The sequence below is a fragment of the Streptomyces sp. NPDC093510 genome (genome assembly GCF_040683555.1).
Taxonomy (GTDB): domain Bacteria; phylum Actinomycetota; class Actinomycetes; order Streptomycetales; family Streptomycetaceae; genus Streptomyces.
In genome coordinates this window covers 162,447-175,937 of sequence record NZ_JBFBEE010000003.1, presented here as the reverse complement: position 1 = coordinate 175,937, position 13,491 = coordinate 162,447, and the positions used below count along the sequence as shown (strand labels likewise).

14 protein-coding genes are annotated in these 13,491 nt (G+C 73.7%); 9 read left to right on the top strand and 5 right to left on the bottom strand.

Annotated elements, in window-relative coordinates; genetic code table 11:
* The first annotated feature begins 20 nt into the window (after nt 1–20).
* The 3 genes from soxR to AB0N81_RS05550 all read left to right on the top strand — a co-directional run bounded on the left by soxR (nt 21) and on the right by AB0N81_RS05550 (nt 2,257).
* Nucleotides 21–614 (top strand): redox-sensitive transcriptional activator SoxR, encoded by a 594-nt coding sequence (gene soxR / locus AB0N81_RS05560; RefSeq protein ID WP_365355939.1) that lies wholly within the window; start codon nt 21–23, stop codon nt 612–614.
* 269 nt (nt 615–883) lie between these two features.
* Nucleotides 884–1,450 carry a hypothetical protein gene (locus AB0N81_RS05555; RefSeq protein ID WP_365355938.1) on the top strand — a complete coding sequence of 189 codons (567 nt, stop codon included), beginning with the start codon at nt 884–886 and terminating at the stop codon, nt 1,448–1,450.
* A 117-nt stretch (nt 1,451–1,567) separates the two neighbouring features.
* The gene (locus AB0N81_RS05550; RefSeq protein ID WP_365355936.1) at nt 1,568–2,257 is read left to right on the top strand and encodes a class F sortase; all 690 of its coding nucleotides are present in this window, start codon (nt 1,568–1,570) and stop codon (nt 2,255–2,257) included.
* A 75-nt stretch (nt 2,258–2,332) separates the two neighbouring features.
* Here the strand turns inward: AB0N81_RS05550 and AB0N81_RS05545 are convergent, their stop codons facing one another.
* The 3 genes from AB0N81_RS05545 to AB0N81_RS05535 form a co-directional block, all read right to left on the bottom strand.
* Entirely contained in the window at nt 2,333–3,115 is a 783-nt protein-coding gene (locus AB0N81_RS05545) for a TSUP family transporter (protein WP_365355934.1), read from the bottom strand.
* Between the two features lie 140 nt (nt 3,116–3,255).
* A complete protein-coding gene (locus AB0N81_RS05540) occupies nt 3,256–3,447 on the bottom strand; it encodes a hypothetical protein (protein ID WP_365355933.1) in 192 nt (63 codons plus the stop codon).
* Nucleotides 3,448–3,510: 63 nt separating this feature from the next.
* Nucleotides 3,511–5,169 (bottom strand): ferric reductase-like transmembrane domain-containing protein, encoded by a 1,659-nt coding sequence (locus tag AB0N81_RS05535; protein WP_365355931.1) that lies wholly within the window; start codon nt 5,167–5,169, stop codon nt 3,511–3,513.
* 234 nt (nt 5,170–5,403) lie between these two features.
* Here AB0N81_RS05535 and AB0N81_RS05530 point away from each other — a divergent pair, with 234 nt between their 5' ends.
* The 6 genes from AB0N81_RS05530 to AB0N81_RS05505 all read left to right on the top strand — a co-directional run bounded on the left by AB0N81_RS05530 (nt 5,404) and on the right by AB0N81_RS05505 (nt 12,130).
* Nucleotides 5,404–6,663 (top strand): FAD-dependent oxidoreductase, encoded by a 1,260-nt coding sequence (locus tag AB0N81_RS05530; protein ID WP_365355930.1) that lies wholly within the window; start codon nt 5,404–5,406, stop codon nt 6,661–6,663.
* A gap of 1 nt (nt 6,664) precedes the next feature.
* Nucleotides 6,665–9,226, top strand: a complete 2,562-nt coding sequence (nirB, locus tag AB0N81_RS05525) for a nitrite reductase large subunit NirB (protein WP_365355929.1) — start codon at nt 6,665–6,667, stop codon at nt 9,224–9,226.
* The gene (nirD, locus tag AB0N81_RS05520; RefSeq protein ID WP_365355927.1) at nt 9,223–9,564 is read left to right on the top strand and encodes a nitrite reductase small subunit NirD; all 342 of its coding nucleotides are present in this window, start codon (nt 9,223–9,225) and stop codon (nt 9,562–9,564) included. Before nirB ends, nirD begins: the two co-directional genes overlap by 4 nt.
* A 66-nt stretch (nt 9,565–9,630) precedes the next feature.
* Nucleotides 9,631–10,215 (top strand): TetR/AcrR family transcriptional regulator, encoded by a 585-nt coding sequence (locus AB0N81_RS05515; RefSeq protein WP_365355926.1) that lies wholly within the window; start codon nt 9,631–9,633, stop codon nt 10,213–10,215.
* 98 nt (nt 10,216–10,313) lie between these two features.
* Complete coding sequence (locus AB0N81_RS05510) at nt 10,314–11,099, top strand: SDR family oxidoreductase (protein ID WP_365355925.1); 786 nt, start codon at nt 10,314–10,316, stop codon at nt 11,097–11,099.
* A 104-nt stretch (nt 11,100–11,203) separates the two neighbouring features.
* A complete protein-coding gene (locus AB0N81_RS05505) occupies nt 11,204–12,130 on the top strand; it encodes an oxidoreductase (RefSeq protein ID WP_365355924.1) in 927 nt (308 codons plus the stop codon).
* A 63-nt stretch (nt 12,131–12,193) separates the two neighbouring features.
* Here AB0N81_RS05505 and AB0N81_RS05500 read toward each other — a convergent pair whose 3' ends face one another.
* Both AB0N81_RS05500 and AB0N81_RS05495 read right to left on the bottom strand, forming a co-directional pair.
* On the bottom strand, nt 12,194–12,631 hold the full coding sequence (locus AB0N81_RS05500; protein ID WP_365355922.1) for a group III truncated hemoglobin: 438 nt from the start codon (nt 12,629–12,631) through the stop codon (nt 12,194–12,196).
* Nucleotides 12,632–12,776: 145 nt separating this feature from the next.
* On the bottom strand, nt 12,777–13,349 hold the full coding sequence (locus AB0N81_RS05495) for a hypothetical protein (RefSeq protein ID WP_365355921.1): 573 nt from the start codon (nt 13,347–13,349) through the stop codon (nt 12,777–12,779).
* Nucleotides 13,350–13,491 lie beyond the last annotated feature (142 nt).

The following is a 13,491-nucleotide window of genomic DNA, read 5'->3' as shown; positions in this document are numbered from 1 at the left end:
GCCGGGCCTACGCTGAACGGATGACCCAGCGCCTCGCACCGGAAGCCAAGGAAATCACCATCGGCGAGCTCGCCGAGCGCAGCGGAGTGGCCCCCTCCGCCCTGCGGTTCTACGAGAGCGAAGGGCTCATCACGTCCCGTCGCACCTCGGGCAACCAGCGACGGTACCGCCGCGACACCCTGCGCCGGGTCGCCTTCATCCGTACGTCGCAGCAGCTCGGCATGCCCCTGGCCACCATCCGTGAGGTGCTCGCCCTGCTCCCCGACGACCGCACCCCGAACCGTGCGGACTGGGCCAGGATCTCGGAGTGCTGGCGCGCGGACCTCGACACCCGCATACGCACCCTCCAGCGGCTGCGCGACAACCTCACCGACTGCATCGGCTGCGGCTGCCTCTCGCTCTCCCGGTGCTCGCTGTCCAACACGCGGGACGCGCTGGGCTCGCGCGGTCCGGGCGCGCGCCGCCTGGTGGAGCAGGAGATCCCGTGCACCACCGGGTCCTGCGAAGCCACCGTGTCCCGCGAAACCACCGGGTCACGCGAAACCACCGGGTCCCGCGAAGCCACCGGGCCCTGCGAAGCCGCTCCGGCGGACCGGCAGGACGCCTCCGTGTGAGACCGGCGGCGATCACCGTCGTCGTCGTCACCCATTCACAGGCGTCGCCCACGCTCTTCGGACTCTTCCCGCCGATACGCCGATGACCTGCTGGAACGTTCCTTTCGCTACGTCGGAATCGCCCTCCGGAGCACCTTTCTGATGTCTCATCAGGAGGCGTGCGCCGCCGAGTGCCACTTACCTCGGTAGAGCGGGGTTCGACCGACGCAGCGGCACTTGGGGGTGCCGCGGGCCGTGCTCGCGCCTAGGCCCCTCGGAGGAACGAGCACATGCGCAACGCCCGCCTGCTGACCGTCACCGCTCTCGCCGTGGCGACGGGCGCCCTGGCCGTCCCCGCCTCCGCCGCTCCCGGCCCGCCCGCCGGCGGCCTGGAGATCCGGCCCGCCACCGTCACCCCGGGCTCCACCGTCACCGTGCACACCACCGCCTGCGGCTCCGGCGGGACCGCGGCGGGCGACGCGAGCGCGGTGGGCGCGGGGCCGTTCGCGCTGGCGCCCGCCGCGCACCAGGAGAGCCGGGAGGCGGCGGCCGGCCGGTTCAAGGTGCCGCCGTCCGCCCAGCCGGGCACGTACGAGATCGTCGCGACGTGTTCCGGGTCCGGCGGCTCCGGCGCGAAGGGCAAGCGGATCGCGGGTGATCTCGTCGTCACGATCACCTCCACCGCGGCCGCCGGCGAACGGCATCAGCAGCTTCCCAGAGGACATGTGAAGACGGGGGTCGGCGGCGCACTCGGCCCCGACCCCGTGCAGACCGCGGCGGGAGTGGCGGCCCTGGCCGTCGCCGCCGCGGGCGGTACCTGGCTCCTGCATCGCCGGGCGAGAGGCGACAGGATCTGACGGACACCCTCCGCTGTCCACCGGTACCGCCGTCCCTGCCCCCTCCCGGCCCGTGTCCCCCCGCGGGCGGGGAGGGGGACGAGGGCCAGGACCGCCCGACCCCGAGGGGGACGCCGTATGCGCATCGGTACGCGACTCCGTACGCGACGTGGTGCAGGCAGGAAGACCGGCAACGCCGTCATAGGGACCGTCACCGCCCTGGCGCTGTGCTCCGGGGCGTGGCTGCTGAGCAGCGGCTCCGAGCCGCCGCCGCAGCCCTCCGCCGCGCAGGCCGCCTCGACCGGCCCCGGCACCCGCCACCCCGAGCCCCCGGCCGCCTCCCACGACCGCGGCCCCGGGCCCGGGCCGCTCCCGCCGTCCCCGCCCGACCGTGTGCGCATCCCGTCGATCGGCGTCGACACGCCCCTGATGGGGCTCGGCCTGACCCGGCAGGGCAGCCTCGACGTGCCGCCGCCGGAGCGCAAGAACCTCGCGGGCTGGTACGAGGCGGGCACCACGCCCGGCGAGCGCGGCACCGCCATCGTGGCGGGCCACGTCGACAACAAGGAGGGCCCGGCCGTCTTCTACGAGCTGGGCGCGCTGCGCAAGGGCCGCACGATCGAGGTGCGGCGCCGGGACGGCACCGTGGCCGTCTTCACGGTCGACGCGAACGAGGTGTACGACGCCGAGGACTTCCCCGACGAGAAGGTGTACGGCGCGGCCGCCCGGCCCGAGCTGCGGGTCATCACCTGCGGCGGGAAGTACTCGAAGCAGACCGGCTACCAGGGCAACGTGGTGGTCTTCGCGCACCTCACCGCGGTGCGTTGAGCGGTGCGCCGACCAGAGCGCTGAGCCGTGCGTTGAGCCGTGCGCTGAGCCGAGCGCTGAGCCGTGCGCTGAGTCCTACGCCACCCACTGCTCGTACGCCATCTTCACGACGAGCCCGAAGACGGTGGTCAGGAGCACGACCCGGACGAAGCCGCTGCCCTTCTTGAGGGCCGTGCGCGCGCCGAACATGCCGCCCGCGAGGTTGAAGAGGGCCATGAGGCCGGCCAGCTGCCACAGGACCGCGCCCTGCCAGGCGAACATCGCGAGGGCACCCGCGTTGGTGCAGCAGTTCACGATCTTCGCGGTGGCGGAGGCCGAGACGAGGTCGAGGTGGAGCACCGCGGTCAGGGCGAGGACGAGGAACGTGCCGGTGCCCGGGCCGATGAGGCCGTCGTAGAAGCCGATGCCGAGGCCCGCGAGGCCGATCGCGGCGAGTATCCGCTTCGGGGACGCGGGCCCGGCGGCGGGCGCGGTGCCGAAGGCGGGCCTGAGGATCACGAAGGCGGCGACGGCGAGCAGCACCACCATGATCACGGGCTGCAGCACTTCGGTGCTCATCCCGGCCGCGAAGAAGGCGCCGCCCATCGACCCGGCGAGCGCGGCGAGGCCGATCCGCACGGCGGTCGGCACGTCGACGGGCGTCTTCCTGACGTACGTCACGGCGGCGCCCGTGGTCCCGACGATGGCGACGGCCTTGTTGGTGCCGAGGGCGTGCGCCGCGGGCGTGCCGCCGGGCAGCCCGAGGAGCAGGGCGGGCAGCAACAGCAGTCCCCCGCCTCCGACCACCGCGTCGATCCACCCGGCCGCGAGAGCGGCGAGACAGAGGACGACGCCGGTGGTCAGTGATATGTCAGGCATGATCGCGACCTTATGGACGCGATCATCGCGCCGTCCACGGAAATCGGTGGGAAACGGCAAGACTTGAGCGACTTCTGAGGTCGGGGAGCGACTTCTGAGGTCGGGGAGCGACTTCTGAGGTCAGGGGGCGACTGCTGAGGTCAGGGAGCCGCTTGTGGCGCGGGTACGTCCGCAGAGGGGCGGTCGGGCGCCGGGGGCGCCGACGGGGAGACAGTGAGGGTGAGGGCCGTGGCGACGAGCGCGCTCGCTCCGGCCAGGCCCGCGGCGAGTCCGCGGCGGGCCCGGCGGGTGGGGCCCCGGTCGGGGGTGGCGGGTCTGCGGTGGCGTCCCATGACCAGCTTTCTCGTGACGTGAGGGGGGCGGTTCGGTACTCGGTCGGAGCGTGAAGCACTCGGTCAGAGCGTGAAGCACTCGGCGTGGATGCGGTCCTCCGGGACGCCGGCGCGGACGAGGGCGGTCGTCGCCGCGGCGGACATGCCCGGCGGGCCGCACAGGTAGACGTCGTGGTCGGTGAGGTCGGGGACGAGGTTGCGCAGGGACCGGGGGGCGAGGGGGTCGAAGGCGGCGTCGGAGGGGCCGAGGAGGTAGTGCAGGCTTGCCTGCCGGGTCGCCGCGATGGCCTCCAGCTCCTCCCTCAGGACGAGCTGTTCGGCGCTGCTCGCCCGGTAGAGCAGGGTGAGGTCGCCGGGGCCGCCGGGCAGGGTCTCGAAGAGGGCCCGCATCGGTGTGATGCCGACGCCGCCCGCGAGGAGCAGCACCTTGCGCCGGGTGCGCCGGTGCGCGGTGAGCGCGCCGAAGGGGCCGGTGGCCAGGACGCGTGTGCCGGGCCGCAGGCGCCGCATCCGCCGGGTGTGGTCGCCGGCCGCCTTGACGGTGATGCGCAGCGTGTCGTCGCGGACGGGCGCGGAGAGCGAGAAGGGCAGCGCGGTGTGCCAGAGCCTGCGCTGCAGGAACCGCCACCGGAAGAACTGCCCCGGTTCGGCGCGCAGTCGGTCGACGCCGATGCCCTGCACGACGACGGAGACGACGCCGGGCCCCTCACCGCGCACGTCGATGACGCGCAGGCTGTGCCGCAGCGCCTGCCGCACGGGCACGACGAGGCGGTACCAGACGAGGAGCACGGCGACCGTGGCGTGCAGCAGCGACCAGAACCACAGGGTGAGGACGCCGCCCGCGACGTCGGGCCCGGCGAGCTGGTGGGCGAAGGCGAGGGCGGCGCCGAGGTGGGTGAGCAGGTGCACGGCGCGCCAGGTCTCGTGCGGGACGCGGCGGCGCAGGGCGCGCGCGGAGGTGAGGCCGACGGCCGCGAGCAGGGCGGTGCCCGCGGTGGCGGCGGCGAGGCCCGGGTAGCCGAGCAGGTCGAGGGTGGCGTGCAGCAGGTCGGTGTCGGCGTGGACGGCGTACCCGCAGAGGGCGAGGAGGGCGTGGGCCGCGCAGAGGCTCAGCACGTACCGCCCGCCGAGCGCGTGGCCGCGCGCGAGCCGGTCGGCGCCGACGCCGTGTTCGACGGCGGGCACGCGGGCCATCAGGAACAGCATGACGAGAACGCCGTACCCGGCGAGCAGCCCCGTGAGGTGGGCCCCGGTGGCGAACAGCACGTCGAGCCGGGCGGACGGTTCCATCTGCACGGCCCACAGCGCGGCGACGGCACCCGCGCCGCCGAGGACGCCGGTGCGCAGGGTCCGGGGGGTGACGCGGATCGGGGGTACGGGGGCGGCGGGGACGGCGGGGACGGCGGGGACGGCGGAGGCGGCGGGGACGGCGGGGACGGTGGGGGCTGCGGGGGCTGCGGAGGCGGCGGGGACGGCGGGGACGGCGGGGACGGCGGGGACGGCGGGGACGGTGGGGGCGGCGGGCGGCGGCGCCGAGGGCATCGGCGGTGTCCGCGTGTCCGGCGCCGGGCCCGTCCGGCGCAGATACGCGGCCAGCGCGGGGTACGCGGCCGGCTCGGGGTACGCGGGGTACGCGGCCGACGCGGGGTACGCGGGGTACGCGGGATACGCCGCCGACGCGGGGTACGCGTCGAGTCTGGGGTCGGCTGCGTCGGTGGTCACGGCGGCACACTAGGCGTCGACGGGCACCGGAAACGGCTGGTCAGCGACGTATCCGGGATTCTTAAGGCGGCCTTGAGGATCACCTCAACGGGGGTTAAGCAAGGGGTGCCTGCGGCAAGGATGAGGCGCGGGTCGGCCCCTCACACCGCCGAAAGACCCCCGCTGAGCACACCGTTCCCCCAGGGAAACAACTCGGCCCCGGCCGGGTAACACCCGGCCCGCATGCTGCTGAACATGACCTCCTCAGCGCAGCCGACACCCCCCGGTCCCGCGCCGGGCACCGGTGTCGTGGTGATCGGCGCGGGCCTGGCCGGCGCCCGCGTGGCGCAGCGCCTCGGCGCCGGCACCGTACTGATCGGCGAGGAGGACCACTCCCCGTACAACCGTGTGCTGCTCGCGGAGGTCCTCGCGGGCCGGTACGGGCCGGACGTGATCGCCCTGCCGAGTCCGCCGGGGCCCGTGCTCAGGACCCGCGCGGTCCGCGTCGACCGCGCCGAACGCCGGGTGCACTGTGCGGACGGCAGCGTCGTCCCGTACGGCACGCTCGTCCTCGCGACGGGTTCGAACCCCGTCCTGCCGCCGCTGCGCGGCCTTTTCGCGCCGGGCGCCCGTGAACTGCCGGGCGGAGTGCACGCGTTCCGGACCATGGACGACTGCCTCGCCCTGTCCGCGGCGGTGGCGCCGGGCGTCCGCGCCGTCGTCATCGGCGGCGGTCTGCTCGGGGTGTCGGCGGCCCGCGCCCTCGCCGAGCGGGGCGCCCAGGTCGTCCTGACCCAGCAGGCCGAGCGGCTCATGGAGCGCCAGCTCGACCCGGCCTCGTCGGAGCTGGTGCGCCGGCACCTGACGGACCTCGGTGTCGAGGTGCACACGGAGTGCCGGGTGCGCGGGGTCGGCGTCACCGACGGCGCCGTACGCCGCGTCGAGCTCGCCGACGGCTATCTGCTGGACACCGATCTGACCGTCCTCGCCTGCGGTGTGCGGCCGCGCACGGGACTCGCGCAGGCCGCCGGTCTCGACGTGCGCCGCGGCATCGTCGTGGACGACCTGCTGCGGACGTCCGACCCGCACATCCGGGCCGTCGGCGACTGCGCCGAGCACGCGGGCCGCGTCTACGGCCTGGCGACACCCGCAGTGGAGCAGGCCGACGCGCTCGCCGACGCGCTCGCCCGCGAACCCGCCGCGCGGGACGCCGCCCGCCCCTACACCGGCACCCGTACCCTCACGCGCCTCACCCTTGCGGGTCCGGGCCCGCTGGATCTCGCGGCCTTCGGTGACCCGGAGCCGCGCCCCGACGACGACGTCGTCCAGCTCACCGACGCCACCCGCGGCACGTACCGCAAGGTCGTCGTCCGCGGCGGCCGCCTCGTCGGCGGTGTCCTGCTCGGCGAGCTCGCGGCGGTCGGCGCGCTGGCCCGCGCGTGGGAGTCCGACGACCAGCTGCCCGACGACGACAGCCCCCTGCTCCACCTGCTCACTTCTGACGGAGGCCGCTGAGATGCCCACGCCCGCACAGACCCCGCACCCCCGCCCCACCCTCGTACTCGTCGGGCACGGCATGGTCGGCCAGCGGTTCCTGGAGGCCGCCGCCGAGCAGGGCCTCACGACGTCCCACCGGATCGTCGTCCTGTGCGAGGAGCCGCGCCCCGCCTACGACCGGGTGCAGCTCACCTCGTACTTCTCGGGCCGCACACCCGACGACCTGTCGATGACCGACCGGGAGTTCCTCGACGAGCACGGCATCGAGCTGTACGTGGGCGACGCGGCGGAGAGCTTCGACCGCGAGGCCAGGACGGTCACCGCGCGCTCGGGCGCCGTCTTCGCGTACGACACGCTGGTGCTCGCGACCGGCTCCTACCCCTTCGTGCCGCCCGTGCCGGGCAAGGATGCGACGGGCTGCTTCGTCTACCGCACGATCGAGGACCTGCTCGCCATCGAGGAGTACGCGAAGCGGCGCGCCACGACCGGCGCGGTCGTCGGCGGCGGGCTGCTCGGCCTGGAGGCGGCGGGCGCCCTGAAGGGCCTCGGACTGGCCACGCACGTCGTGGAGTTCGCGCCGCGGCTGATGCCGGTGCAGGTCGACGAGGGCGGCGGCGCCGCGCTCCTGCGGACCATCACCGGCATGGGCCTGACCGTGCACACCGGCACCGGCACGCAGGAGATCGTGACGGGCGAGGACGGCGCCGTGACCGGCATGAAGCTGTCCGACGGGAGCGAGGTCGCCACGGATCTGGTGGTGTTCTCCGCGGGCGTCCGGCCGCGCGACCAGCTCGCCCGCGAGCACGGCCTGACGGTCGGCGAGCGCGGCGGCATCACGGTCGACGAGCAGTGCCGGACCAGCGACCCGCACGTGTACGCGATCGGCGAGTGCGCCCTCGCGGCGGACGGCCGCGTCTACGGCCTGGTCGCGCCGGGCTACGAGATGGCGCAGACGGCGGCCGCCGCCATCGCCTCCCGGGAGGCGTCCTTCACCGGCGCCGACCTGTCCACCAAGCTGAAGCTCCTCGGTGTCGACGTGGCATCCTTCGGCGACGCGCACGGCACGGCGGAGGGCTGCCTCGACGTCGTCTACACCGACTCGCGCTCGGGAACGTACAAGAAGCTGGTGATGGCGCCCGGCGGCGAACTCCTGGGCGGCATCCTCGTCGGCGACGCCGAGGCGTACGGCGTCCTGCGGCCGCTCACCGGTTCCGTACCGCCGGTGCCCGCCGAGCAGCTGGTGCTGCCCGCGGGTGCGGGAGCGCCCGTCGCGCTCGGCCCGGAGGCGCTGCCCGGCTCCGCGGTGATCTGCAACTGCCACAACGTCACCAAGGACCAGATCTGCGCCTGCTCCTCGCTGCCCGAGGTGAAGAAGTGCACCAAGGCCGGTACGGGTTGCGGCAGTTGCCTGAAGGTGATCGGGCAGCTCCTCCCGAAGAGCGGTGACGGCGGGCTGTGCGGCTGCTTCGGGCAGACCCGCCAGGAGCTGTACGAGATCATCCACGCCCTGCGCATCACCTCCTTCCGCGAACTGCTCGACGCACACGGCCGCGAGGAGGCGCGCGGCGGCGAGGGCTGCGACGAGTGCAAGCCGGCGGTCGGCTCGATCATCGCCTCGCTCGCCCCGACGATCGGCGCGGGCGGCTACGTCCTGGACGGCGAACAGGCCGCGCTCCAGGACACCAACGACCACTTCCTCGCCAACCTCCAGAAGAACGGCTCCTATTCGGTGGTGCCCCGCATCCCCGGCGGCGAGATCACACCCGAGAAGCTGATCGTCATCGGCGAGGTGGCGCGGGACTTCGGGCTCTACACGAAGATCACCGGCGGCCAGCGCATCGACCTGTTCGGCGCGCGCGTCGAACAACTTCCGGTGATCTGGGCACGCCTCGTGGACGCGGGCTTCGAGTCGGGCCACGCCTACGGCAAGGCGCTGCGGACCGTGAAGTCGTGTGTGGGGCAGACCTGGTGCCGGTACGGCGTGCAGGACTCCGTGCGCATGGCCATCGACCTGGAGCTGCGGTACCGCGGACTGCGGGCGCCCCACAAGCTGAAGTCGGCGGTCTCCGGCTGCGCCCGCGAGTGCGCCGAGGCCCAGTCCAAGGACTTCGGCGTGATCGCCACGGCGAGCGGCTGGAACCTGTACGTCGGCGGCAACGGCGGCGCCACCCCGCGCCACGCCGACCTGCTCGCCCAGGACCTGAGCGACGCCGAACTGGTGCGCCTCATCGACCGGTTCCTGATGTTCTACATCCGCACCGCCGACCGCCTGGAGCGCACCGCCGCCTGGCTGGACCGGATCGACGGCGGCCTCGACCACGTGCGCGACGTCGTCGTCCACGACTCGCTGGGCATCTGCGACGAGCTGGAGTCGCTGATGGCCGCCCACGTCACGCACTACCGCGACGAGTGGGCCGAGACGCTCGACGACCCGGAGCGGCTCGCGCGCTTCGTGTCCTTCGTGAACGCGCCGGGCGTCCCCGACCCCACGGTCGGCTTCGTCCCCGAGCGCAACCAGATCAAGCCGGACCTTCCCCTTCTGTCCATCAGCCCCCGCCCCCTGGAAGGAGCCACACGATGAGCGGCTCGACCTCCGCCAGCGTCCAACTGCGCCTGGAAGAAGACTGGCTGGAGATCTGCGACCGTACGCAGCTGATGCCGGGCCGGGGCCTCGCCGCCCTGCTGCCCGACGGCCGGCAGGCCGCGCTGTTCCTCGACCGCGAGGGGCGTACGTACGCGATCGACAACCGCGATCCGTTCACGGGCGCCGCGGTCCTCTCCCGAGGGCTGCTCGGGACGGAGCGGGGGCGGCCGTTCGTCGCCTCGCCGCTGCTGAAGCAGCGGTTCGACCTGGAGACGGGGCGGTGCCTGGACGACGAGGAGGTCTCGGTCGCGGTGCACCCGGTCCGCATCGCCTGACAACTTGACCGCGCGTTCCGGAATTCGCCTTGACCGGTCGTTCCAGAAAGACGTAGCGTTCCCCTCGTGGCCAGGACCAAGGAATTCGATCCGGACGCCGCGCTGCAGTCGGCCCTGGAGCTGTTCTGGCGGCGTGGCTACGAGGCGACGTCGATGGCGGACCTCGTCGAGGCGCTCGGCATCGGGCGCGCCAGCATCTACGCGACCTTCGGGAACAAGCACGAGCTGTACCTGAAGGCGCTGGAGCGGTACGGCGAGCAGCAGCGGCCGCTGCTGCTCGCGGAGCTGGCGCCGCCGGGCCCCGCCCTGCCCGCCGTGCGCGCGGTGGTGCGCCGCTTCGGGGCGGAGTCCGTCTCCGAGGACGGCCGTCTGATCGGGTGTTTCATCACCAATACGGCGGCCGAGCTGGGCCCGCACGACGAGGCGGCCGCCCGGGGCGTCGAGCGGAGCTGGGACCACATCGAGACCCTGCTGCACTCCGCGCTCGTCCGGGCGCAGGCCCAGGGTGAGCTGCCCGAAGGCCGCGATCCGCTGACGCTCGCCCGCATGCTGCTCGTCGTGATGCAGGGCGTGCGGGTGGTCGGCAAGGCCTCCAGGGAACCCGCGCGGGTGCGGGACGCGGTGGAGCAGGCGCTGGCCCTGCTCGACTGACGTCCGGCCGCCCCACCGCCCGCCACTTCCGGACGGCACCCCCAGCCCTTTTTTATTTGCCCTCATATTGAACCGATCGGTCAAGAAAAGAGTCTGTCATGACTGCTTCCGCCACCAGCTCCCGCTCCCGCTTCGCAGGCCGCACGGCCCTCGTCACCGGCGGCGGCTCCGGCCTCGGCCGGGCCACGGCCCTCGCGTTCGCCGCGGAGGGTGCGAACGTCGTCGTCGCCGGGCGCACGGAAGGTCCCCTGAAGGAGACCGCGGACCTCATCGAGCAGACCGGGGGCAAGGCCCTCGCCGTCACCGCCGACGTCTCCCGCTCCGCCGACCTCGCCGCCCTCGTCGCCGCCACGGTCGAGCGCTTCGGCTCCCTGGACGTGGCCGTGAACAACGCGGGCGTCCTGCGCGCCGGACAGCCGGTCGCCGAGCTGCCCGAGGAGGACTGGCGCACGATGCTCGACATCAACGTCACCGGCGTACTGCTCGCCCTCCAGGCCGAGGTGAAGCAGATGCGCACCCAGCCGGGAGGCGGCGCCATCGTGAACATCGGCTCGACCCTGGGCGCGCACACCAGCACGCCGGGCACGGCCGCGTACGGGGCGACCAAGGCCGCCGTCTCCGCGCTGAGCCGCGCGGCCGCCGCCGAGCACATCCGGGACGGCGTCCGCATCAACACCGTGAGCCCCGGCTCCTCCGACACCACCATGTCGTTCCGCCCCGGCGAGACCGAGGCCGACCGGGCGGCCCGCATGAAGGAGGCGACGCCGCTCGGCCGTGTGTCGACGACCGAGGAGGTCGCCGCGGCGGTCCTGTACCTGGCCTCCGACGAGGCCGGCTCGGTGGTCGGCGCCGACCTGCTGATCGACGGCGGCGCGGCGGCCTGAGCGCGGGCTGTCGGACGACCTCCGCCCATGGGCTCTCACTCGGCCTCACTCTTGAGCAACCGGTCTTACTCTTGAGTAAGAAGTCGACGAGAGGGAGCCCTTCCATGGCGGCGTGGACCGCGCACGACATCCCCGACCAGAGTGGCCGCACGGCCGTGGTCACCGGCGCGAACAGCGGCATCGGCTACGTCACCGCGCGTGAACTGGCCCGCCGCGGCGCCCGCGTGATCCTCGCCTGCCGCAGCGAGGAGCGCGGGCGGGCGGCGGTCGGCCGCGTCCTCGCCGAAGTTCCCGGCGCCCGCGCCGAGTTCGCGCCGCTCGACCTCGGCGAGCTCGCGTCCGTACGGCAGTTCGCGGACACGTACGACAGTGCGCGGCTCGATCTGCTGATCAACAACGCGGGCGTGATGGCGCTCCCCCACCGCCGCACCGCGGACGGCTTCGAGACGCAGTTCGGCGTCAACCACCTCGGGCACTTCGCGCTCACGGGACTGCTGCTCCCCCGCCTCCTGGAGACTCCCGACGCGCGGGTCGTCACCGTGTCGTCCGGGTTGCACGCGCTCGCCAACATCGACATCAGGGACCTCAACGGCGAGCGGAACTACCGCCGTTGGCTCGCCTACGGCCGCTCCAAGACGGCCAACCTCCTCTTCGTCCACGAGCTGGCGCGCCGCCTGGCCGCCACCGGCTCCGACACCGTCGCGGCCGCCGCCCACCCGGGCTACGCCTCCACCAACCTGCAAAGCGCGGGCCCGAAGATGATGGGCCGCAGGGGCGCCGAGCGCTTCATGGCACTCGGCAACCGGTTCGTCGCGCAGTCCGCCGCGGCCGGCGCGCTGCCCACGCTGTACGCGGCGACGGCGCCCGGCGTGCGGCCCGACTCGTTCACCGGGCCGGGACGCCTCGGGTTCCGCGGGGCGCCCGTGCGGTCCTGGCGGGCGGCGTGGACGCTGAACGACGTGGCCGGCGAACGGCTCTGGGCGGCATCCGAAGAGCTGACGGGCGTGCGGTACGACGTACTCAAGAACTGAGAACCGTACTCAGCACCGTGCGCAAGAGCTCAGCACCGTTCTCAAGGGCCGGCACCGCACGTTTCACGCCGCCCTGCGCAGCTCCAGCGCCGCCAGCGGGATGAAGCCGGGGCCCTCGCCCGCGGTCGGCGCGTCCTTGCCGCCGAGGCGCCGCAGCATGGCGAGCGCGATCCGCTCCCCCTGCGCCTTCGCGCGGTCCGCGTGCGGGCCACGGTGCAGCCCGTCGACGGACGCGTGCCACAGCTGGACCCAGCGGCCGAAGTGCTCCGCGGTGAGCGGGCGCGCAAGGTGCAGCGCGGCGTGCGGGGCGAACGCGTCGCTCCGGTACTCGGCGGAGCGCAGGAGTGCTCGCTCCCAGAAGTCGGTGATGCGCGGCAGGTGCACGTCGAGGTCGGTGCCGGCGATCTCCGTGAAGAAGGGGCCGATCAGCGGATCGGCGAAGGCCGCCGTGTAGAAGCGGCGGATGAGCACGTCGAGGTCGGCGCGGGATGCGATGTCCACACGTACGACTGTGCCACGGGCGGCGGGTGGGGCGTCGGCCGAATGCGGGAGGTGCCGGAGGTGCCGGTCGCGGCGGGGCGGCGGGGCGTTCATGTCTCCACGGTCCGCCCCCCGGGCCTGCCTCTCCCAGGGCCGAAGGTCCCGGTCAGTGCAGGTCGGACGCCTCGAAGACGCCCCTCGCCGCCGCGCCGTCCGCACGCTCGACGAGCCGTCGCAGCTCTGCGTGGCCGGTCCTGAGCAGCCCGGCGTCCCGTGCGGCCCGGGCGCCGGTGTCGAGGCGGTGCAGGAGCAGCGGGTTGTCGACGAGGATCTGCGGGTCGAGCTCGACACGGTTGCCGAGCGAGTCGCACAGGACCAGACGCGCGGCGACGCCCCCGCTGTGCCGCACGGCGGTGAGCAGGCCGGTGCAGACGTGCTTGCGGCGGCCGAGACCCCGCACGGCGAGCCAGCCGGGGCCCGCGGTCACCCGTACGGGGTGCAGCACGAGGTAGAGCAGGGCGGAGAGCGGGACCCACAGGCAGGCGCGGACGGGGTCGAGCGTGCCGTTGGCCCAGTCGATGAGGAGGACGAGGCCGAAGAGCGCGAGGGCGCAGAAGACGGCGGCCCGCACGTCGGCCGCCCAGCCGCGGTCCGACACGGTCGCGTACGGAGTCTCCCGCCCGTAGGGCTCGCCCGCCCCGGCCCGTGCGACGCCCTGTCTCGTCCTGTTGTGTCCCATGTGCGGCACCGTAGAACGTCTGCCGGGCCACGGCGGTGTCCTTGACGTGGTGCATACACACGATGGGTCCTCCTTTACGGAGCACTGACGGATTCACGGAGCCCCGGCGGGCCGACACTCGGCCGCAACACCCCTGTCGTAA

Coding starts and splice junctions, on each gene's coding strand:
- soxR (WP_365355939.1), top strand. CDS start 21: ATGACCCAGCGCCTCGCACCGGAAGCCAAGGAAATCACCATCGGCGAG.
- AB0N81_RS05555 (WP_365355938.1), top strand. CDS start 884: ATGCGCAACGCCCGCCTGCTGACCGTCACCGCTCTCGCCGTGGCGACG.
- AB0N81_RS05550 (WP_365355936.1), top strand. CDS start 1,568: ATGCGCATCGGTACGCGACTCCGTACGCGACGTGGTGCAGGCAGGAAG.
- AB0N81_RS05545 (WP_365355934.1), bottom strand. CDS start 3,115: ATGCCTGACATATCACTGACCACCGGCGTCGTCCTCTGTCTCGCCGCT.
- AB0N81_RS05540 (WP_365355933.1), bottom strand. CDS start 3,447: ATGGGACGCCACCGCAGACCCGCCACCCCCGACCGGGGCCCCACCCGC.
- AB0N81_RS05530 (WP_365355930.1), top strand. CDS start 5,404: ATGACCTCCTCAGCGCAGCCGACACCCCCCGGTCCCGCGCCGGGCACC.
- nirB (WP_365355929.1), top strand. CDS start 6,665: ATGCCCACGCCCGCACAGACCCCGCACCCCCGCCCCACCCTCGTACTC.
- nirD (WP_365355927.1), top strand. CDS start 9,223: ATGAGCGGCTCGACCTCCGCCAGCGTCCAACTGCGCCTGGAAGAAGAC.
- AB0N81_RS05510 (WP_365355925.1), top strand. CDS start 10,314: ATGACTGCTTCCGCCACCAGCTCCCGCTCCCGCTTCGCAGGCCGCACG.
- AB0N81_RS05505 (WP_365355924.1), top strand. CDS start 11,204: ATGGCGGCGTGGACCGCGCACGACATCCCCGACCAGAGTGGCCGCACG.
- AB0N81_RS05495 (WP_365355921.1), bottom strand. CDS start 13,349: ATGGGACACAACAGGACGAGACAGGGCGTCGCACGGGCCGGGGCGGGC.